Genomic DNA, 20,264 nt, shown 5'->3' with positions numbered 1-20,264 from the left:
CGCGCGGCCGTGCCGTGCCGTCGCAGTCGTGTGCTGCGGTGGATGACAGTGGTGGGCGGGCTGTGCGCGGTGGTCGCCCCGTTCCTGCCCGGCGGTGCGACGCGGGCCGACGGCGTGGCGCTCGCCGGGTACGCGGGCGGGGTGGTGCTCGCCGTGCTGCTGGGCCTGGCCCGGTCGCGCCGGGTGCGGGTCGCCGGGGGAGTGGTCGGGGTGCTCGCCGCCGGCGCGGCGGTGGTGCGGCTGGTGCTCGACGTGACCGGTGGCGTGCCGGGGGCGGACACCGCCGTGCTGGCGGTCGGTGCGCTGGGGGTCGCGGTCGGCCTGGTCGGGAGCACGTCGTGGCGCCCGCGCCCGGTGGGCGTGCTCGCGGCGGTCGCGGTGCTCGCGGTGGCGGTCGCGGCACCCGTCGTCGTGGACCGGGTCGCGACGCGCGCCGAGACCCGTGACGCACGGGACTTCGCGCCCGAGCCCGTGCCCGCCCGGCCCGGTGGCCGCCAGTGGTCGTGGCAGCCGCCCGCGGACGTCACCGACGTCGCCGCCGCCGGGCACGGGGTGGTCGTCGCCACCGCGGACGGCGCGGTCACCGCCCTCGACGGCCCGGACGGGCGTCGGCAGTGGGTGTACGCCCGGCCCGGCGCGCACGTCCGCGACGTGCTGGCCTCGACCGACGGCGGGGCGGTCGCGGTGGCCTTCGCCCCCGCCGGGGACACCCGGTCGAACCTGCTGGTGGTGCTGGACGCCGACACCGGTGCGGAGCGGTTCCGGCGGGTGGTGCCCGCGGTCCTGGTGCAGACCAGGCAGGTCGTGGTGACCGCCCGGACCCTGGCGATCCGCGACGACGCCTACACCGCGTACGACCTCGGCACCGGAGAGGAGCGGTGGCGGTGGTCGCCGCCGGACGGCTGCACGAGCCCGTTCAGCCTCCTCGCCCGCGGTCGGACCGCGGTCCTGGCGCCCGTGCAGTGCCCCGGGGAGGTGGGGCTCCTCGCGCTCGACGAGGTCACCGGGGGCGAGCGGTGGCGGCACGAGGTGGGCGTCGACGACTCCGCCGGCGAGCGCATCGACGTCCTGCCCACGAGCACGTCGGACGGGGCGGCGGTGTGGTTGCGGATCGTCGGCGGACCGGCCGCGCCGGGTTCGGTCACCGGCGGCCTGTTCGACACCGGGACCGGCGCGCTGCTGGCCGGGCCGCCCGCGCCGTGGTGGCCGCGCGCGGACGTCGGCGTCACGCCGCTGCTCGAACAGCAGGAGGGCGCGGAGGTCGAGGCGCTCGCCGCGCTCGACCTCGCCGGCGCCTCCCACCCGCTGGACCTCGCGCTCTGCCCGCTGCGCTCCGCCGACGCGACGACCGCGAGCACCTACCTCAGGCTGTGCGGCGACACCGGGCGGGACGTGACGCTGGTCGTGCAGGCGTGGGACGGCAGCCCGCCCACCTCGGTCCCGGTCCGGCTCGACGGCTCGGGGTCGCGGCAGGACCTGCACCTCGTGCCCGCGCCGGGCGCGATCGTCGTGGCGCGCGGCACGTCCGGTGGCACCCCGGCGCCGGTCGTCGGCCTGTCGGGCTGAGGGCCGCCTCCGGTCGAGGCCCGGGAGTCGGGGCGCGGGAGCCGGCGGGCGTCAGGAGGCGACGAGCGGTTCCGGCTCGCGGAACAGCAGCGCGGGCACGACCGGGCGGTGCGGCCGGGTGGTCGCGGGCGCGACCGACAGGACCACCTCGGGCTCGACGGGCGTCGCGGGCCGCTCGCGGCGGGGCCCGGGTGCCGTGGCCGCCGGCGCGGCGGCGAGCTGCCGGCCGGCGCGGGTGATCCGCAGCAGCCACACCGCCTCGTCCCGGTCCCCGCGGTGCTCGGCCTTGAGGCGGGCGAACGCGCCGCGCACACGGGCCGCCAGCACCTGGTCGGCGGCCACCGCGGCCCAGACGGCGCGCACCGCCGCGTCGTCGGCCTCCACCGCGCCGCGCACGTGGTCGAGCAATTGTCCGGGGGAGGAGGCCGCCCACGCCGAGGCCGTCTTCTGAGCTTTCGTCATAGCGCCTCCATTACCCGCCGTACACGGACGTTAGGCCACATAGGGTGTGATGCCGATCACTTTCGTGACCGTGGGACCACTCGGACGGGTGGTCGTGGGGTGTCCCACAGTGGCTTTGAAAATGATAATCGTCTGTCTTAGGTTCGACACCACCGCCGAACCCCCGGGAACGCCATGCACCTGCGCTCGCCCCTGCCCGCCCTCGCCCTCGTCGTGGCGTCGTCGCTCGTCCTCGGCGGGTGCTTCGCCCAAGACCCGAACGCGACCGCGGACGACGCCGACGGGCGCATCAAGCTCGCGATGCTGCAACCGCCGCGCTCGGGCCTCTCGCCGTTCAGCGACGACGCGTTCAAGCTCTCCCGCTGGTCCACCGCCGAAACGCTGGTCACCCTCGACGCCGACGGCAACGCCGGTCCCGGGCTGGCCACCGGGTGGCGGCGCACCTCCGACCTCGCCTGGGAGTTCACCATCAGGTCCGGCGTGACCTTCCACGACGGCACGCCGCTGACCGCCGACTCCGCGGTGAACACCCTGACGCGGGCCGTCGCCGCCTCGCCCAAGCCGCGCATCCTCGACGGCGTCGCGCTCGCCGCGCGGGCCGAGGGGGACCGGCTCCTCGTCACGACCGGCGAGCCCGATCCGCTGGTGCCGCAGCGGTTGTCGTCACCGCAGCTCGCGATCCTCGCCGCGAGCGCCTACCGGCCGGACGGCTCGGTGGACCCGGTGGGCACGGGCACCGGACCGTTCCGGCTGGTCGCGGTGAACGGCACGACCACCGCCACCCTCGACCGGCACGACGGTTACTGGGGCGGCAGGGCCCGCGCCGCCGGGATCGACGTGTCGTTCGTCCCCGACGGCACCGCCCGCGCCGCCGCCATCCGCAGCGGTGAGGCGCACATCGCCGAGGCCGTGCCCGTCTCGCAGGCCGCCCTGCTCGACCCGGCGACCATCACCGAGGTGCCGATGCCGCGCACCAACACCCTGTACCTGAACACCCGGACCGGTCCCTTCCGCGACCCCGGTCTGCGCGCCGCCGCGCGGGAGGCGATCGACGCCGGCGAACTGGTGCGCGGCGTCTACGAGGGCCGCGCCGACGTGGCGGCCGGCCTCCTCGGACCCGCCCTGCCCTGGGCCGCCGAGGGGCGCACCGCGCCGACCGGCCGCGCCGCCGCCACCCCGCCGCGGGGCGCGACCATCACCCTGGCCACGTTCTCCGACCGCGCCGAGCTGCCCGAGGTCGCCTCGGTCCTCCAGCAGCGGCTGGAGGACGCCGGGTTCGCCGTGGAGCAGGTCGTGCGGGAGTACGCGCACATCGAGGAGGACGCCCTGGCGGGGGAGTTCGACGCGTTCGTGCTGTCCCGCGCCACCGTCCTCGACTCCGGCGACCCCGTCGCCTACCTGCGGTCCGACTTCACCTGCGACGGGTCGTTCAACATCGCGCGGCTGTGCGACCCGGCCGTGGACGAGGCGGTGCGGACCGCGTCCCTGGCCGAGGCGGGCGACGGCCGCCGCGCCGCGATCCTGGCCGCCGAGGCCGCCGTGCTGCGGACCGACGCGGCGATCCCGATGCTGCACGAGCGGGTCGTGCAGGGCGACGCCACGTCGGTCGTGGGCTCGGCCAAGGACCCGCGTGAGCGCGTGCTCGTCACGGTCGACACCCACCTGCGGTGATCGCGCCCGCCCTGGCCCGCGCCGGCGGGCTCGCCACCGTCGTCGCGGCCGTCGGCCTGCTGCCGTGGCTCGCCGGCCGCGACCCCGCGCTGTCCGTGCTGCGGGCGCGGTCCGCCGAGCAGGAGCCGACGCGCGAGGCGCTGGACGCGGTGCGGCGCGAGCTGGGGCTGGACGCGGGACCGGTGGCGCTGTTCGGCGACTGGCTGCTCGACGCGGTGCGCGGCGACCTGGGCCGCTCGTGGGTGACCGGCCGCGACGTGCTGCCCTCGGTGCTGTCCGGGCTGGGCGCGTCGGTCACCCTCATGGCGGCGGCCCTGCTCGTGGCCGTGCCGCTGGCCGCCGCGCTGTGCGCGCCCGCGCTGGTGCGGGGCGCGCGGGGCGACCCGGTCCGCTCCGGCGGCGGTGTCGGGGCGCTGCTCACCGCGGTGCCCGAGTTCCTGCTGGCCACCGTGCTGCTGGTGGTCGTGTCGGTGTGGTGGGGCTGGCTGCCGCCCTACGGGTGGCAGGGGGTCGGGCACGTCGTGCTGCCCGCGCTGGCCCTGGGCGTCCCGGCCGGCGCGGTGCTGGGGCGGCTGGTCGACGACGCGCTGCCCGCCGTGTTCCAGGAGCGCTGGGTGGTGCTGTGGCGGTCGTGGGGGTGCGCACCGGGCGTCCTCGCGCGGGCCGCGCTGCGCCGCGCGCTGCCGCCCGTGCTGCCGCAGCTCGGGCTGGTGGCCGTCGGGCTGACCGGCGGCGCGGTGGCCGTCGAGGTGGTGTTCGCGGTACCCGGCCTGGGGCGCACCGCGCTGGGGGCGGCCGAGTCGCAGGACCTGCCGCTGCTCCAGGGCTCCGTGCTGGCCCTGGTCCTGCTGGGCTTCGCGGCCGGGCTCGCGGTCGCGGTCGCGCGTCACCGGGTGCTCGGGCCGGCGCTGCGCGACGCGGCGCTCACCGCCCCGCCGCCGGTGGCCTCCCGGGCGCGCCCCGGCGTGGTGGCGGCCGGCGCGGTGCTGCCCGCCGTCGTCGTCGGCTGGGGGCTCACCCGCGAACCGCTGCGCCTGGACACCGCCGCGCGGCTCCTCCCGCCGTCCTGGGCGCACCCGCTGGGCACGGACGCGCTCGGCCGCGACGTGCTCGCCCGCGTCGGGCACGGCGCGCCGGCCACGCTCGGCGTCGCGCTGGTGGTGTGCGCGTGCTCGTACGCGGTCGCCGTCCTGCTGGGCTTCCTGCCCGGTGTCGCGCAGGGGCTGGCCGAGACCGCCAACGCGGTGCCGCCGGTGATCGCCGGCCTGCTCGTCGCGGCCGCCGCCGGACCCGGTGCGACGGGCGCGGCCGTGGCGGTCGGCCTGGTGTCGTGGCCGCCGCTCGCCGCGCACGCCGCGGCGCTCGTCCAGGAGGCGCGCGCGGCCACCCACGCCGAGGCCCGGCGCGCGCTCGGCGCGTCACCGCTGTGGACGCTGACACGGCACGTGCTGCCCGCCGTGGCCGGACCGGTGGCCCGCCACGCCGTGCTGCGCCTGCCCGGCATCGCCCTGGCGACGGCCTCGCTGGGGTTCCTCGGCCTCGGTGCCCAACCGCCCGCCCCCGAGTGGGGCCTGCTGCTCGCCGAGTCCCTGCCCTACCTGGAACGCGCGCCGTGGGCGGCCCTGTCACCGGCGGTGGTGCTGCTGTCGCTGGCCGTCCTCGCCGTCTCGTTGCCGGCGGTCGCGTCCTCGACCACCCCGTCGCGGGTCACCCCGTTCCGGACCACCTCGGCGTCGGCGACCTCGGCACCGGCACCGGCGGCGAAGGCGTGACCGGGCGGCGCGGCCCGGTCGCCCTGCTGGTCGGCACCCAGTTCGCCTTCAACCTCGGCTTCTACGCGGTGCTGCCGTACCTGGCGACCCACCTCACCGGTGAGCTGGCGCTGTCCGGGTGGCTGGTCGGGCTGGTGCTGGGCCTGCGCACGTTCAGCCAGCAGGGCCTGTTCGTGGTCGGCGGGGCGCTGACCGACCGGTTCGGCCCGCGACCGGTCGTGCTGGCGGGCTGCGCGCTGCGGATCGCGGGGTTCGCCTGGCTGGGGTTCGCGGGCGGCACGTGGTCGGTCGTCGGCTCGGTGCTGCTGATCGGGTTCGCCGCCGCGCTGTTCTCGCCCGCCGTGGAGACCGGGGTCGCCCGCCTGGCCGTGGCCCGGGAACGCCTCACCGGCGTGCCGCGCACCCGGCTGCTGGGCGTGTTCCACGCAGCGGGCCAGGCCGGGGCGCTCATCGGTCCCGTGCTGGGCGCGGTCCTCGTCGGCACCGGGTTCCGGGCGGCCTGCCTGGCCGGCGCGGCCGTGTTCGCGGTGATCCTGCTCGGGCACCTGCTGCTCATGCCGGCCGGGGGACCCGCACCCCGGGGAGCCGGACCCGGTGGCGCCGGCGCGCCGGTGTCGTTCGCCGGCGGTCTCGCGGACGTGCTGCGGCACCGGCGCTTCCTCGCGCTGTGCGCGGCCTACGGTGGGTACCTGCTGCTCTACAACCAGATGTACCTGGCGCTGCCCGGCGAGGTGCGGCGCGCGACCGGCGACCAGGCCGCCCTCGGCTGGTTGTTCGCCCTGTCCTCCGCGCTGGTGGTCGTCGGCCAGGTGCCGGTCTCGCGGTGGGCGTCCCGCGCGCTGTCGCCGCGCGGCGCGGTGCTGACCGGCTCGGCGCTGCTCGCGGCGGGCTGCGCGGCGACGGCCGTGCTGCTGCCGGTGCGGGCGCTGGGCGGGCTGCTGCCGTCGGTGGTGTTCGTCGTGCTGCTCACGGCGGGACAGGTGCTGATCGTGCCCGCCGTGCGGGCCTGGGTGCCCGACCTGGTCGACGACGGCAGGCTCGGCCTCTTCACGGGTGCGCTGTCCTCGGGCGCGGGGTTGCTGGTCCTGGTGGCCGGGGCCCCGCTGGGCGCGGTGTTCGACGCCGGCGGCCCGTTGCCCTGGCTGGTGCTCGCCGGGGTGGCCGCGGCGAGCGCCGCCTGCGTGCCGCGGCACGCACCGGCACCGGTGAGGTGAATCGGTTCAGGTGCGGCCCGGTGCGGTACGCCTCGCGGGTGACCGGAGGAACCGACGAAGTGCCGCCACGACGTGAACAGCCGTTGCGGGTCCGGTGGAACGCCGGCGTGCGCAGCCTGGAGAAGGGGGACGGGGACGGGCCGGTGGTGGCCGTCGTCCCCTGCCTGGGCGCGCTGGGTACCTGGTGGACACCGTGGCCCGCTGCGGGGAGTGGACCCGGGCCGCGCTGCTGGACGTGCCGGGCTTCGGCCACCGACCACCCCGGCCGTGCCGCGCCGACGTCACCGGGGTCGCCGACGCGGTGGAGCGCCGGCTCGACGCGGCGACCGGTGACGCGCCGTCGTGCTGGTCGGGCACTCGACCGGCGCGCAGGCGGCGGTCCACGTGGCGCTGCGCCGGCCCGAACGGGTGCGCTCGCTGGTCCTGATGGGGCCGACGTTCCCGCCGGAGCAGCGGCGCTTCGCCGGGTTGGCCCGCGCGTACGTCCGCAACTCCCGCCGCGAACCGCCCGGTCTGATCCCCGTCACGTGGCCGTACTACCTGCGCGGCGGACCGCGCGAGCCGGCGCGGTTCGTGCGCTCGGGGCAGCGGGACCGCCCGGAGGACGCCATCACCGGGGTGCGCTGCCCCGTGCTGCTGCGCGGCGAGCACGACGCGTTCGCGCCGCCGGAGTGGGTGGACCGGCCGGCGTCCGCCGCGCCCGACGGCAGGGTGGCCACCCTGCCGGGCGCGCACACGTTCCCGTACCGGCAGGGCGCGGGGACCGCCGCCCGCATCGAGGAGGCCGCCCGGCACGCGCACCGCCCCTGACCTCCGGGTCACCGACCTCGCCGGGATCGCCGTGGCGGCGCGACGGCCCCGGCCCGTCGCGTGTACGGTGTCCGGGATTCAAGCGCCCGTTCAACCAAGAGCGGGCGCTTGTCGCATCTCTGCACCGGTTGGGCGAGGAACGAGGGTGGCATGGCCGGCACGACGGTCGGAGGCGGCTCGTCCGCTCCGCGGCGCACGACGAGACAGGGCGCGAACCCCGTGGACCAGCCCGAGTTGCGCCAGTTGCTGGCCGGGCTGACCGCGGTCCGCGACGGCGACTTCGGCACCCGGCTGCCGGACGACTCCGGTGGGCTGCTGGGCGAGATCGCGACCGTCTTCAACGGCATGGTCGACCAGCTGTCGCTGTTCACGTCCGAGGTGACGCGCGTGGCGCGCGAGGTCGGCACGGACGGCCGGCTGGGCGGCCAGGCCGAGGTGCCCGGCGTGTCCGGGACGTGGGCCGACCTCACCGACTCGGTGAACGCCATGGCGGGCAACCTCACCTCCCAGGTGCGCGACATCGCGCAGGTGGCGACCGCGGTGGCGCGGGGCGACCTGTCGCAGAAGATCGACGTGGACGCGCGCGGCGAGATCCTGGAGCTGAAGGAGACCGTCAACACGATGGTCGACCAGCTGTCGTCGTTCGCGGCCGAGGTGACGCGCGTGGCGCGCGAGGTGGGCAGCGAGGGCCGGCTGGGCGGCCAGGCGGACGTGAAGGGCGTCTCCGGCACGTGGCGCGACCTCACCGACTCGGTGAACTTCATGGCGGGCAACCTCACCGACCAGGTCCGCAACATCGCCCAGGTGACCACCGCCGTGGCCAAGGGCGACCTGTCGCAGAAGATCACGGTCAACGCGCGCGGGGAGATCCTGGAGCTGAAGAACACCATCAACACGATGGTGGACCAGTTGTCGTCGTTCGCGGACGAGGTCACCCGCATGGCCCGCGAGGTGGGCACCGAGGGCATCCTCGGCGGCCAGGCGGACGTGAAGGGCGTCTCCGGCACGTGGCGCGACCTCACCGACTCGGTGAACTTCATGGCGGGCAACCTCACCGACCAGGTGCGGTCGATCGCCCAGGTGGCGACCGCCGTGGCGCGGGGCGACCTGTCGCAGAAGATCACGGTGGCCGCGCGCGGGGAGATCCTGGAGCTGAAGTCGACCATCAACACGATGGTGGACCAGTTGTCGTCGTTCGCCGACGAGGTCACCCGCGTCGCCCGCGAGGTCGGCACCGAGGGCCGGCTGGGCGGTCAGGCCGACGTGAAGGGCATCTCGGGCACCTGGAAGGACCTCACCGAGTCGGTGAACGTCATGGGCGACAACCTCACCGCCCAGGTGCGCTCCATCGCCCAGGTCACCACCGCCGTTGCCCGCGGCGACCTGTCGCAGAAGATCCGGGTCGACGCGCGCGGGGAGATCCTGGAGCTGAAGGAGACCATCAACACGATGGTCGACCAGCTCTCGGCGTTCGCCGACGAGGTGACGCGCGTGTCGCGCGAGGTCGGCACGGAGGGCAACCTCGGCGGCCAGGCCACCGTGCGCGGCGTGTCCGGCACCTGGAAGGACCTGACCGACAACGTCAACGTCATGGCGTCGAACCTGACTGGTCAGGTGCGGTCGATCGCGCAGGTCGCGACGGCGGTGGCGCGCGGCGACCTGTCGCAGAAGATCACCGTCGAGGCCAAGGGCGAGGTCGCCGCGCTCGCGGGCGTGATCAACACGATGGTGGACACGCTCTCCGCGTTCGCGGACGAGGTCACCCGCGTGGCCCGCGAGGTCGGCACCGAGGGCATCCTCGGCGGCCAGGCGCGCGTGCCGAACGTGGCCGGCACGTGGAAGGACCTGACCGACAACGTCAACTCGATGGCGAACAACCTGACCAACCAGGTGCGCAACATCGCCCAGGTCACCACCGCCGTCGCGCTCGGCGACCTGTCCAAGAAGATCGACGTCGACGCCCGCGGCGAGATCCTGGAGCTCAAGACCACCATCAACACGATGGTGGCGCAGCTGTCGTCGTTCGCGGACGAGGTCACCCGCGTGGCCCGCGAGGTCGGCAGCGAGGGCAAGCTCGGCGGCCAGGCCGAGGTCGAGGGCGTCTCCGGCACCTGGAAGCGGTTGACGGAGAACGTCAACGAACTGGCCGGCAACCTGACCCGGCAGGTGCGCGCCATCGCCGAGGTCACCAGCGCGGTCGCGGCGGGCGACCTGACCCGTTCCATCACGGTGGACGCGTCCGGGGAGGTCGCCGACCTCAAGGACAACATCAACTCGATGGTGGAATCGCTGCGCGTGTCCACCAAGGCCAACCGCGACCAGGACTGGCTCAAGACCAACCTGGCCGGGATCTCCGGGCTCATGCAGGGCCGCCGCGACCTGGAGGTCGTCGCCGAGCTGATCATGGACGAGCTGGCGCCGCTGGTCTCCGCCCAGTACGGCGCGTTCTACCTGTCCGACGACGCGCCGGAGCAGCCCGAGCTGCGCCTGATCGCCTCCTACGGCAGGCCGTACGGCGACGACGACCCGGACGCCCGACCCACCCGGTTCCGCTTCGGCCAGTCGCTGGTGGGCCAGGCCGCGCGCAGCCGCCGCACCATCGCGGTCGACGGGGTGCCGCCCGGCTACGTCTCGGTGTCCTCCGGGCTCGGGCAGACCGAGCCGAGCGACCTCGTCGTGCTGCCCATCGTGGTCGAGGGGCAGGTGCTGGGCGTGATCGAGCTGGCGTCCGTGCACCGGTTCACGCCGATCCACCGGGACTTCCTCGAACAGCTGATGGAGACCATCGGCGTCAACGTCAACACGATCGTGGCCAACGCCCGCACGGACGAGCTGCTGGAGGAGTCCCAGCGCCTGGCCGCCGAGCTCCAGACGCGGTCGAGCGAACTCCAGAAGCGCCAGGAGCAGCTCCAGGAGTCCAACGCGGAGCTGGAGGAGAAGGCCGCGCTGCTGGTGTCGCAGAACCGCGACATCGAGCGGAAGAACCTGGAGATCGAACAGGCCAGCTCCGAGTTGGAGGCCCGCGCGAAGCAGCTGGCGCTGGCGTCGAAGTACAAGTCGGAGTTCCTGGCCAACATGAGCCACGAGCTGCGCACCCCGCTGAACAGCCTGCTGATCCTGGCCCAGCTGCTCGCCCAGAACCCCACCCGCAACCTCACCCCGAAGCAGGTGGAGTACGCGGGCATCATCCACTCGGCGGGCTCGGACCTGCTCCAGCTGATCAACGACATCCTCGACCTGTCCAAGGTCGAGGCGGGCAAGATGGACATCACGCCCGAGCGGGTCGCGCTGCGCCAGCTGCTGGACTACGTCGAGGCCACGTTCCGGCCGATGACCACGCAGAAGAGCCTCGGGTTCCGCATCACCACCGCGAGCGGCGTGCCCGCCGAGCTGCTCACGGACGACTCGCGGCTGCGGCAGGTGCTGCGCAACCTGCTGTCCAACGCGGTGAAGTTCACCGAGGCGGGCGGCGTCGAGCTGCACATCCAGCCGGCCGACGCCGCCGAACTGCCGTCGTCGGTGCGGCGGCACGGCCAGGCCGTGGCGTTCCGCGTCGTCGACACCGGCATCGGCATCGCCGAGCAGCAGCTGGAGTCGATCTTCGGCGCGTTCCAGCAGGCCGACGGCACGACGTCGCGCAAGTACGGCGGCACGGGCCTGGGCCTGTCCATCAGCCGCGAGATCGCCTACCTGCTGGGCGGCGTGGTCACCGCGCAGAGCGAGCTGGGCAAGGGCAGCACGTTCACCCTGTACCTGCCGGTCGCCCGACCGGAGTTCCAGGAGCTGCCAGCCCTGGAGCGCACCGGGCAAGCGGCCGTGCTGCCCGCCGCGCCGGACCCGGCCCCGGTGGAGCCCGGCAGCGGCGCACAGGCGCACAAGCGCCGGCTGCTGGTCATCGAGGAACGGCCCCAGGGGCTGCTGTCGCTGGTCGCGCAGAGCGCGGTCACCGACCTCGCCGACCGCAACGACCCGCGCGGACCGGTCGAGGTGATCACCGCCGTGGACGCCCGCGAGGCCGCCGCGGTGCTGGCCGCCGAACCGTGCCACTGCGTGGTGCTGGAGCTGGACATGCCCGGTGACGAGGCGCTGGTGTTCCTGGAGGCCCGGGACGGCGACGCCGGGGCGCGCACCGTGCCGGTCCTCGCGCACAACACCCGGCGGCTGACCTCGGACCAGGAGAGGAGGCTCCAGTCGGGCGCGGGGGACCGGCCGCTGGAACTGCTGTCGAGCCTGGACGAGCTGCGGGAGCGGATCGCGCTGCACCTGACCGCCGAGGTGCCCGGCGACGTCCTGCCGCTGGTCCGCCACGAGGACGCGCGGGCGCCGGAACCGCGGGCGTTCGACAGCGGGCTGACCGGCCGCACGGTGCTCATCGCCGACGACGACGCGCGCAACCTGTTCGCGCTGAGCAGCATCCTCGAACTGCACGGCATCGGCGTGCTGCACGCGGAGAACGGGCGCGAGGCCATCGAGGTGCTGACCTCGCACCCCGAGATCGACCTCATCCTGATGGACGTGATGATGCCGGAGATGGACGGCTACGCCGCCACCGCCGCCATCCGCGCCATGCCCCGGCACACCGACCTGCCGATCATCGCGGTCACCGCGAAGGCGATGCCCGGCGATCGGGAGAAGAGCCTCGACTCGGGGGCCAACGACTACGTCACCAAGCCGGTCGACTCCGACGACCTCGTCACGTGCGTGCGGCGCTGGCTGGACCGCTAGCCGCCCGAGCAGCGCTCCGGCCCACCACCGCCCACGCCCACAGGAGACCATGCGTGCACACACCCCGACTGCCCGACGGCGGACCACCGGTCATCACGCCGCCCACCGGTCACGGCGCCGGCCTGACCAGGTTGGCGGCCACCGTCGAGCGCCTGTCCCGCGAGGTGCGGGAGGCGCACGCCGTGGCCGACGGGCGCGCGCTCATGGAGATGGCCAAGGGCGTCCTGCTGGAGCGGCTGGGGTGCGGCCCCGCCGAGGCGTCGCGACAGCTGTCGCTGCTGGCGGAGCAGTCCGGCACCGAGCTGCTGGAGTTCGCCGCCGAAGTGGTCAACCAGGCGGCGCGCGACCGGCTCACCGAGGCCGCCGACGACCTGCTCGGCGACCGGGTGGACGTGGGCGGGGCGCGGGAACCGGCGCGGTCGGCCGCCGTCCGCCTGCGCACGGCGGAGAGCGGCGCGCTGGCGGCGGGCGACACGCAGGCCGTGGCGGAATCGCTGTTCGAGCACGCCCTGGCGCCGCTGGGGGCGACGGCCATCGCGGTCTGGTCGGTCGCGATGGACGCGTCGCTGACCCTGAGGGGCTCGGCCGGGTTCGCGCCCGACGAGGCCAGGCGCTGGCACCACGTGCCGCCCGGCGTCGCCACGCCCGCGCGCCGCGCGCTGAACGAGCGGTCGGCGGTGTGGCTGGCGGACCTGGGCGAGTCCGGCCTGCCGTCGATCGGCGGCCGCGACCTGACCGGCGCGCGGGTCACCGCCCCCGCCGAGTCCGGCGGCCGGGTCGTCGGCGTGCTGGAGATCTGCTGGCCGCGCCCCCTGCCGCCGCAGCCGCCGCAGATCCGGCGGCAGGTGGAGGCGCTGGCCGAGCTGTGCGCGCACACCCTGGACACCACACCGCCCGCCGAGTACGGCGAGCCGGTCGCGGACGAGCTGGTCGACCTCGCCGACACCCTGCTCGACGCGGCGTTCGTGCTGCGACCGCACCTGTCGCCGACCGGCGAACTGGCCGACTTCCGCATCCACCACGCCAACACCCGGTTCGTGGACCTCGCCGGCCGGCCGCGCGGCGCGGTGACCGGGATGCTGCTGCTGGAGGCGTACCCGCTGGCCGCCGGGGAGGGCGCGCTGTTCGACAAGGTCGAGCGGGTGCACGCCACCGGCGAGCCGTTCCGCGCCGAGCGCATGGCGCTCACCGCCCTCGTCGACCAGGTGCCGCTCACCGCGGTCGCCGAGATCGGCATCACGCGGCACGGCGACCGGGTGCTCGTCGTGTGGCGGGTCGAGGACGAGACCACCCGGCTGGCCGACCTGCTGCACCACGCCCAGCGCCTCGGCCGGATCGGCGGGTTCGAGGAGGAGGTCGGCGGGCGGATCACGTGGAACAGCCAGCTGTTCGCCCTCTACGGCCTGGAACCGGCCGACGACCCGGTGCCGCTGTCCGCGCTGCCCGACCACTGCCACCCCGACGACACCGCGACCATCACGCGGTTCCTGCGCACCGTGCTGCACTACCGGCGGCCCGGCTCGGCGGCGTTCCGGTTCCAGCGGCACGACGGGATCGTGCGCCACATCAGGGTCATCGCCGAACCGGTGGTCGACGACCTCGGGGACCGGCTGCTCGCGGTGCGCGGCGCGTACCAGGACGTGTCGGCGCAGCACTGGACCGAGGTGGCGCTGTCGGCCACCCGCGACCGGTTGGCGCACACCGAGCAGCACGCGGCCGAGCAGAGCAGGTTGGCGCTCCAGCTCCAGCGGGCGATCATGCCGCTGACCGCGCCGTCGTTCGACGCGTTCGACCTGCGCGTCGCCGTGCGCTACCGCCCGGCCGAGCAGGAGCACCTCGTCGGCGGCGACTGGTACGACGCGGTCGTGCTGCCGTCCAAGCAGGTGCTGGTGTCGGTGGGGGACATCACGGGGCACGGCATCAAGGGCGCGACCGGCATGGTGGTGCTGCGCAACGCGTTGCGCGGTCTCGCGGCCACCGGCGCGGGCCCGGCGCAGCTGCTGGGCTGGCTGAACCTGGTGGCCCACCACCTCACCGACCACATCTTCGCGACGGCGGTGTGCGCGCTGTACGAACCGGACACCCGCGTGCTGCGCTGGGCCCGTGCCGGCCACCCGCCACCCGTGCTGATCCGCGACGGGCAGCCGTTCGCGCTGTCGACGTTGCGGGGGATCATGCTCGGTGCCATCTCGGAGGCCGAGTACGAGGAGGGCGAGCTGGTGCTGCGGTCCGAGGACACCCTGCTGCTCTACACCGACGGCCTGATCGAGCGGCGCGACACCGACCTCGACGAGTGCCTGGACCACCTGCTGACCGACTGCGCCGCCGAGGTCGCCTCCCTGGACGACCGCCTGGACCACCTGCTGGCCCACAGCCGCGCCGACACCGACGACGACACCTGCGTGGTGGGCATCCAACTGACCTGACCCACCCGCGAGTCGTACGTTGAGGTCGCGCGAGTCGTACGTCCAGGTCGCGAGAGTCCAACGTTCAGGACCTGTGTGTTCTTCACTCGCGAGTAAAGAACACAGGTCCTGAACGTAGAACTCAGAGGGCCTGGACGTACGACTCGCGCGACCTGGACGTACGACTCGCGCGACCTGGGGGGTGGACTCTCGCGGTCAGGTGCGGAGGTGGGAGGCGCCGTTCAGGTCGAGGATGGTGCCCGAGGCCCAGGTCGCCTCGGGGGACGCCAGGTAGAGGATGGCGGCGGCCACCTCGTCGGGGGTGCCCACCCGGTTGAACGGGCTCTGCGCGCGGGTCAGGTCTCCCGTCGCACCGCTGAGCTTGTGCGCCTGGCGGTCGGTGGCGATGAAGCCCGGCGCGACCGAGGCGACCGAGATGCCGTGCGGCGCCAGGGCGAGCGCGAGGGACTGGCCGAACGAGTGCAGCGCCGCCTTGCTCGCCCCGTACGCCGGGTCGTCCGGTTCACCGCGGAACGCACCGCGCGAGCCCACGTTGACGATGCGGCCCGGCACGCCGCGGCCGACGAGGTGGTTGGCCACCCAGTAGGTCAGGTTGGCCGCACCCAGCAGGTTCACGTCCAGCGTCCGCCGCCACACCCGCTGCCAGTGCTCGTAGGACACCGACGTGACGGGGTGCGCGGTCTCCGCGGACGGGGCCACCCCGGCGTTGTTCACCAGCACGTCGACGCCGCCCAACGCACGCCCGGCGACCTCGGCGACCCGCTGGGCCTCGGCGGGGTCGGCGAGGTCGCCGGGGACCAGCACGTGCCCCTCCCCGGGCAGCGAGGCCAGGGTCTCCTCGGCGGCGGCGCGGTCGTGGGCGAAGTGCACGGCCACGCGGTCGCCCCGCCGGGCGAACGCGGCGGCCGTCGCCCGGCCGATGCCCCGTGACGCCCCGGTGACCAGCACGCCCCTCACTGGGCGAACACCTGCGACTCGTCCCGGAACGCCTTGAACTCCAGCGCGTTGCCCGCCGGGTCGAGCAGGAACATCGTCCACTGCTCGCCCGGCTCGCCCGCGAACCGCAGGTAGGGCTCGATCACGAACTCCGTGCGCGCCGCGCGCAACCGGTCGGCGAGTTCGTGGAAGCCGTCGACGGTGAGCAGCAGGCCGAAGTGCGGCACCGGCACGTCGTGGCCGTCGACCGGGTTGTGGGCCCGAGGCGCGCGCCCACCGGGCACGACGTGGGTCACGACCTGGTGCCCGTGGAAGTCCCAGTCGACCCAGGCGTCGGCCGAGCGCCCCTCGGCGAGGCCGAGCACGCCGCCGTAGAACGCGCGTGCCCGGTCGAGGTCGTCGACGGGGATGGCCAGGTGGAAGGCGGGACGGGTGGTCATCGACAACTCCTTGGGAGGCGGGTGTGCACCCCACGGTGGACCGAACGATGTCCGAATGTCAACATTGCACCATGAGCAACCCGTTGCCCAGGGCGGCCCGGCGCGGCCTCGCGGAGGAGTCCGCCGACCGCATCCGGGACGCCATCTTCGCCGGCCACTTCCCGCCGGGCGCGCCGCTGCGCGAGGTCGAGCTGGCCGCGTCGCTGGAGGTCAGCCGCGGTTCGGTGCGGGAAGGGCTGGCCCTGCTGGAGCGCGAGGGACTGGTGCGCAGCGCGTGGCACCGCGGCACCACGGTGGTCGAGGTGACCGCCGAGGACGTCGAGGAGGTCTACACGGTGCGCGCCGCGCTCGACCGGCTCGCCGCGACGACCGCGCTGCGCCGGGCGACCGCGGACGAACTGGCGGCGCTCGACCGGCTGGTCGACGCCATGGCGGACGAACTCGCCGACGGCGGTGACGGCCCGCGCCTGCTCGCCCTGGACATCGCGTTCCACGACGCGGTCTACGCCGCCGCGGGCAACCGCAGGCTCACCCGGGCGTGGCACGCCGTCCGCTCCCAGGTGCGCCTGTTCCAGCTCCGCCGGATCGCCCTCGGTCACGCGCACTACCGCGCACGGGTCGTCGCCGAGCACCGCGAGCTGGTGGCCCTGCTGCGCGCCGGCGACGCGGAGACGCTCGCCCGCGTCGCGGAGGAGCACGTCGACTCCGCGCGCCGCGGCCTCCTCGCGCACCTGTCCCGAGTGGGCGGCTGACCCCGCGGGGCCCGGCCTACGAGGGCGTGGGCGTCAGCCGGCCGGTCTCCACCAGGTGCTGAGCCAGGTCGCGCAGCTTGGTGTTGCCCTGCTGGCTGACCCGCACGAGCACGGAGAACGCCTGGTCGGCGCTCAGCTTGTGGCGCTCCATCAGGATTCCCTTGGCCTGCCCGATCAGGTCGCGGGTGTGGACGGCCTCGGTCAGGTGGTCCTCCCGGCGCGCATCGGCCAGCGCCACGGCGGCGTGGCTGGCGAACAGCACGCCGACGTGCCACGACTCCTCGTCGAAACCCCGCACGTCGGGGGAGTAGAGGTTGAGGGCACCCAGGTCGTCGTCGTGCACGTACAGCTGGAACGACAGCATGCTGGACACGCCGAGCGCCTCGGCGCGGGACCCGAAGACCGGCCAGCGCGACTCGTCGCCGAGGTCCGGCACGCTGACCACCTTCTCCTGGAACAAGGCGGTCAGGCACGGTCCCTCGCCGGTCTCGTACTGGATGCGGTCCACGTCGAACACGACGTCGCCGGTGCCCGACACCGTCCTGATCTCCCGCTTGCCGACGACGGTCATCACCCCGGCGTGCCACGCGCCCGGGATGGTGTCGATCGCGGCGCGCACGATCTCGTCCAGCGTCTCCTGCGAGCCGCGCTGCGTCTGGAGCACCTGGGCCACCTCGCTCAGGCGCACCGCCAGGTCGTGCCGCGTTCCCACCAGGTCCGCAGGCCGGTCGCCCTGCGACTCGGCTCCGGTCATGTCGTCGCCTCCGCACTCGGGTGAATCAGGGACTACCCGCTCGCCACGTCGCCCAAGCCAGTCCCCGGCGCCGCTCCGGGCGGACACCGACGGGTGAGGCCCGGCATCGGAGTCGCCGGAACGGGTAGGCGAGACCGGAGGCCATCGGGAGGTCGGTGTGGACGCGCGCTACGTGCAGGGGCAGCTCCGCGGGATCGAGCGACGCCTGGAGAGGAGCGACCCGCGGTTGGCCGCGCTGCTGGCGGGCCGCCCGGTCCGGGTGCCGCTGACGCACCGACGGTGCTTCCTCGCGGGCCTGGTGTGCCTGGGCGTGGAGTTCGTGGTCCTGGGGCTGCTGCTGGCGCTGCCGCTGGTGTTCGCGGGCCTGCTGCTGCTCATGGTCGGCGCCTGCCTGCACGTCACCCGTCGCGCCGACCGCGGGCGCGACGGGTGAGCGGGACCGTCCTAGGCCTGGAGCTGCTGGGACGCGGGCGCGTCCACGCCCTCCTCCGGGTGCGGCACGACCTCGTCCCCGCCGGTGACCCGCAGGTAGGCGCGCTCGGTGTCCTGCGCGACGCGGGCCATGGCGTAGCGGGACGCGACGCGGTCCGCGCCCGCCGTCCCGTAGGCGTCCCGGCGGGCGTGGTCGGCCAGCAGCGGGCGCAGGGCGTGGGCGAGCGCCCTGGTGTCGGCGTGCGGGACGAGCAGACCCGTGACGCCGTCCACGACCACGTCGGCCAGGCCACCGCCGGGGGTGGCGACGACCGGCACACCGCACGTCATCGCCTCCAGCGCGACGCCGGTGCCGGTCGCCTCGTCCGGCACGGTGGCCAGCACGTCCGCCGAGCGCAGCAGCGCCGGGAACGCGGCGCGGGGCACCGGGCCGACCAGGCGCACGCGGTCGGCCGCGCCGCACCGGGCCGCGTGCGCCCGCACCTGCTCGACCCGTGCCGCCAGGTCCGCGCGGCTGCCGATGGAGCGGCCCACGACGACGAGTTCGGTGTCCGGCATCCCGCGCAGCGCGGTGATCACGTCGTCGACCCCGTCGCCGGGGCGCAGGTCGGCCACCGACAGCACGCGCCGGGGCAGCCGCCTGCCCGCGGCCGGTCCCTCCGGGGCGAACCTCTCGACGTCCACGCCGTGGGGCACGACGGTCACCCGGGGCCTGGGCACGCCCGCGTGCACCAGGTCCTCCAGCTCGTCGGTGTGCGCGGCCAGCACCCCCGCGACCTCGCGGGCGACCAGGCGCTCGGTGCTGACGCGACGGCTCTCGACCGGCGCGCCCAGGCGTTGCCGGAGGACGCCCAGGCCGTGGAAGCTCTGCACCACGGGCACGTCGAGGCGCCTGGCGGCCAGTACTGAGGCCAGGCCCGCGGTCCACCCGTGGGCGTGCACGACGTCCGGCCGGTCGACCGACCAGCGGGCGTGCAGGGCACGGGTGAACGCGTCGAGGTCGGCGGCGGCGTCCGGTGGCCCGGCGTGCACCTGGAACACCGTGTAGCCGTACCGGGTCGGCACCAGCTCGGGCGCGTCGGCGGAGTCCCGCCGCGCGTGCACCACGACGTCGTGGCCGAGTGCGGTCAGCGCGGCCGACAGGTCGGCGACGCGCACGGCCGAATCCTCGACGGGGCCGGCTGCGGCGGTGGAGAGCGGGTTGGCGTCGATCGACACCATCGCGATCCTCACGGCGTCCGCACCCCTCGCGATGACCGGGCGCGCTGCACTGGTTCCTGGGGACAAGGACGACTCACGTGTCGACACAACCTCTCCTGCGAGGCCCGAAGGCCCTCTCGGAGCAGGCTGTGCTCTCAACCCACGTCTCTCACCGTAGTCACACCACTCCACCAGCGCCACCGGAACCCCACCACGCTGGGAGGTTTGGGATCGACGCGCATCGGGAACCACCGAACCGGTGAGCGCGAGGTGATGCAGTGCCGCACGACCTGTTCCAGCGGGGAAGGCCGGGCGCGGTGCCCGCTGCGGTGACCGGCCCTCCCCGCGAGACCGCGGCCCCCGCGCGGGATGTTCCCGCGCGGGCAGCCCTGCCGTGGGCGGGGGGCTGAGCGCCGCGTGCTCTCCGACCGGCACGACCACCAGCGCCAGGCGCTCGCCCGTGCGGTGCGGCGTGCCGAGATGCCGCTGGAAGACCTGTGGATGCGGTACTTCTCGCTGGGCGGCGACATCGGGATCACCGAGGTCGAGGCGTACCTCAGCGGCCTGATGAACCTGCCCGCCGTCGAGCGGGACGTCCTGGCGCACGTCGTCAACGAGCGGCTCGACGAACTCGCCCGGGTCAACCAGGTGCCCTACAGCCGCGAGGTGCGCGACCCCGAGCCGCGCAGCAGGCCCCTGGCCGCCCTGGTCTCCCTCCTCCACGCCGCCGAGACCGCGTCCCCCGACCGGGTCGACGCCCTCGCCGACGTGGCGGGCCGGGTCCTCGGCGTGGGGATCACCGTGCACCTGGTCGACCGCGGGCAGCGCCGCCTGCGCGGGCCGGCGGACGGCGGTCCGGCGCTGGACGTGCGCACGACGCCCGCCGGTCGGGCCTACCGCACCGGCCGGCCGGTGCCCTCGCGCGGCGAGGCGGGGCCGCGGCTGTGGGTGCCGCTGCTGGACGGCGTGGCGCGGCTGGGGGTGCTGGAGGTCGCGTGCGGCGAGGAGGACCTGGACGACCCGGGCCTGCGCACCCAGTGCGGGTGGGTGTCGCGGCTGCTCGGCCGCATCGTCGTCGCGCTGGACCGGAGCGGTGGCACGGCG

The 20,264-nt window shown here is 75.0% G+C and carries 14 protein-coding genes and 1 pseudogene; 10 read left to right on the top strand and 5 right to left on the bottom strand.

Features of this window, described 5'->3' with window-relative positions; translation table 11 throughout:
* Window positions 1-42: 42 nt before the first annotated feature.
* Entirely contained in the window at window positions 43-1,566 is a 1,524-nt protein-coding gene (locus CKY47_RS13780; protein WP_306746157.1) for an outer membrane protein assembly factor BamB family protein, read from the top strand.
* A 51-nt stretch (window positions 1,567-1,617) separates the two neighbouring features.
* Here CKY47_RS13780 and CKY47_RS13775 read toward each other — a convergent pair whose 3' ends face one another.
* Window positions 1,618-2,028 (bottom strand): hypothetical protein, encoded by a 411-nt coding sequence (locus tag CKY47_RS13775; RefSeq protein ID WP_306746156.1) that lies wholly within the window; start codon window positions 2,026-2,028, stop codon window positions 1,618-1,620.
* Window positions 2,029-2,202: 174 nt separating this feature from the next.
* Here CKY47_RS13775 and CKY47_RS13770 point away from each other — a divergent pair, with 174 nt between their 5' ends.
* The 6 genes from CKY47_RS13770 to CKY47_RS13745 all read left to right on the top strand — a co-directional run bounded on the left by CKY47_RS13770 (window position 2,203) and on the right by CKY47_RS13745 (window position 14,646).
* On the top strand, window positions 2,203-3,699 hold the full coding sequence (locus CKY47_RS13770) for an ABC transporter substrate-binding protein (RefSeq protein ID WP_306746155.1): 1,497 nt from the start codon (window positions 2,203-2,205) through the stop codon (window positions 3,697-3,699).
* Window positions 3,696-5,471 carry an ABC transporter permease subunit gene (locus CKY47_RS13765; protein WP_306746154.1) on the top strand — a complete coding sequence of 592 codons (1,776 nt, stop codon included), beginning with the start codon at window positions 3,696-3,698 and terminating at the stop codon, window positions 5,469-5,471. The genes CKY47_RS13770 and CKY47_RS13765 overlap by 4 nt, the downstream gene beginning before the upstream one ends.
* A complete protein-coding gene (locus tag CKY47_RS13760) occupies window positions 5,468-6,685 on the top strand; it encodes an MFS transporter (RefSeq protein ID WP_306746153.1) in 1,218 nt (405 codons plus the stop codon). Before CKY47_RS13765 ends, CKY47_RS13760 begins: the two co-directional genes overlap by 4 nt.
* A 342-nt stretch (window positions 6,686-7,027) precedes the next feature.
* Window positions 7,028-7,495: an alpha/beta fold hydrolase gene (locus CKY47_RS13755; RefSeq protein ID WP_306746152.1), complete on the top strand. Its 468-nt coding sequence runs from the start codon at window positions 7,028-7,030 to the stop codon at window positions 7,493-7,495.
* A 150-nt stretch (window positions 7,496-7,645) separates the two neighbouring features.
* Entirely contained in the window at window positions 7,646-12,220 is a 4,575-nt protein-coding gene (locus tag CKY47_RS13750) for a HAMP domain-containing protein (RefSeq protein WP_306746151.1), read from the top strand.
* Between the two features lie 53 nt (window positions 12,221-12,273).
* Entirely contained in the window at window positions 12,274-14,646 is a 2,373-nt protein-coding gene (locus CKY47_RS13745; RefSeq protein ID WP_306746150.1) for a SpoIIE family protein phosphatase, read from the top strand.
* A gap of 195 nt (window positions 14,647-14,841) precedes the next feature.
* Here the strand turns inward: CKY47_RS13745 and CKY47_RS13740 are convergent, their stop codons facing one another.
* Together CKY47_RS13740 and CKY47_RS13735 are read right to left on the bottom strand one after the other, a co-directional pair.
* Complete coding sequence (locus CKY47_RS13740; protein WP_306746149.1) at window positions 14,842-15,603, bottom strand: SDR family NAD(P)-dependent oxidoreductase; 762 nt, start codon at window positions 15,601-15,603, stop codon at window positions 14,842-14,844.
* Window positions 15,600-16,022 carry a VOC family protein gene (locus CKY47_RS13735; protein WP_306746148.1) on the bottom strand — a complete coding sequence of 141 codons (423 nt, stop codon included), beginning with the start codon at window positions 16,020-16,022 and terminating at the stop codon, window positions 15,600-15,602. Before CKY47_RS13735 ends, CKY47_RS13740 begins: the two co-directional genes overlap by 4 nt.
* A 71-nt stretch (window positions 16,023-16,093) precedes the next feature.
* On the opposite strand from CKY47_RS13735, the gene CKY47_RS13730 reads away from it, so the two are divergent.
* Window positions 16,094-16,774, top strand: a complete 681-nt coding sequence (locus CKY47_RS13730) for a GntR family transcriptional regulator (protein ID WP_306746147.1) — start codon at window positions 16,094-16,096, stop codon at window positions 16,772-16,774.
* A gap of 16 nt (window positions 16,775-16,790) precedes the next feature.
* Here CKY47_RS13730 and CKY47_RS13725 read toward each other — a convergent pair whose 3' ends face one another.
* Window positions 16,791-17,528: a GAF and ANTAR domain-containing protein gene (locus tag CKY47_RS13725; protein WP_306746146.1), complete on the bottom strand. Its 738-nt coding sequence runs from the start codon at window positions 17,526-17,528 to the stop codon at window positions 16,791-16,793.
* Between the two features lie 157 nt (window positions 17,529-17,685).
* On the opposite strand from CKY47_RS13725, the gene CKY47_RS13720 reads away from it, so the two are divergent.
* Window positions 17,686-17,961 (top strand): DUF3040 domain-containing protein, encoded by a 276-nt coding sequence (locus tag CKY47_RS13720; protein ID WP_306746145.1) that lies wholly within the window; start codon window positions 17,686-17,688, stop codon window positions 17,959-17,961.
* A gap of 11 nt (window positions 17,962-17,972) precedes the next feature.
* Here the strand turns inward: CKY47_RS13720 and CKY47_RS13715 are convergent, their stop codons facing one another.
* Window positions 17,973-19,193, bottom strand: coding sequence for a glycosyltransferase (locus tag CKY47_RS13715; protein WP_306746144.1), 1,221 nt, complete (start codon window positions 19,191-19,193; stop codon window positions 17,973-17,975).
* A gap of 384 nt (window positions 19,194-19,577) precedes the next feature.
* Between CKY47_RS13715 and CKY47_RS13710 the strand changes: the two are divergent.
* A pseudogene (locus CKY47_RS13710) lies at window positions 19,578-20,264 on the top strand (serine/threonine-protein phosphatase); the annotation flags it as partial.

Source organism: Saccharothrix longispora (genome assembly GCF_030852425.1).
Lineage (GTDB): Bacteria > Actinomycetota > Actinomycetes > Mycobacteriales > Pseudonocardiaceae > Actinosynnema > Actinosynnema longispora.
The sequence above is the reverse complement of the archived record's forward strand: the minus strand, read 5'-3'. Positions and strand labels throughout refer to the sequence as shown.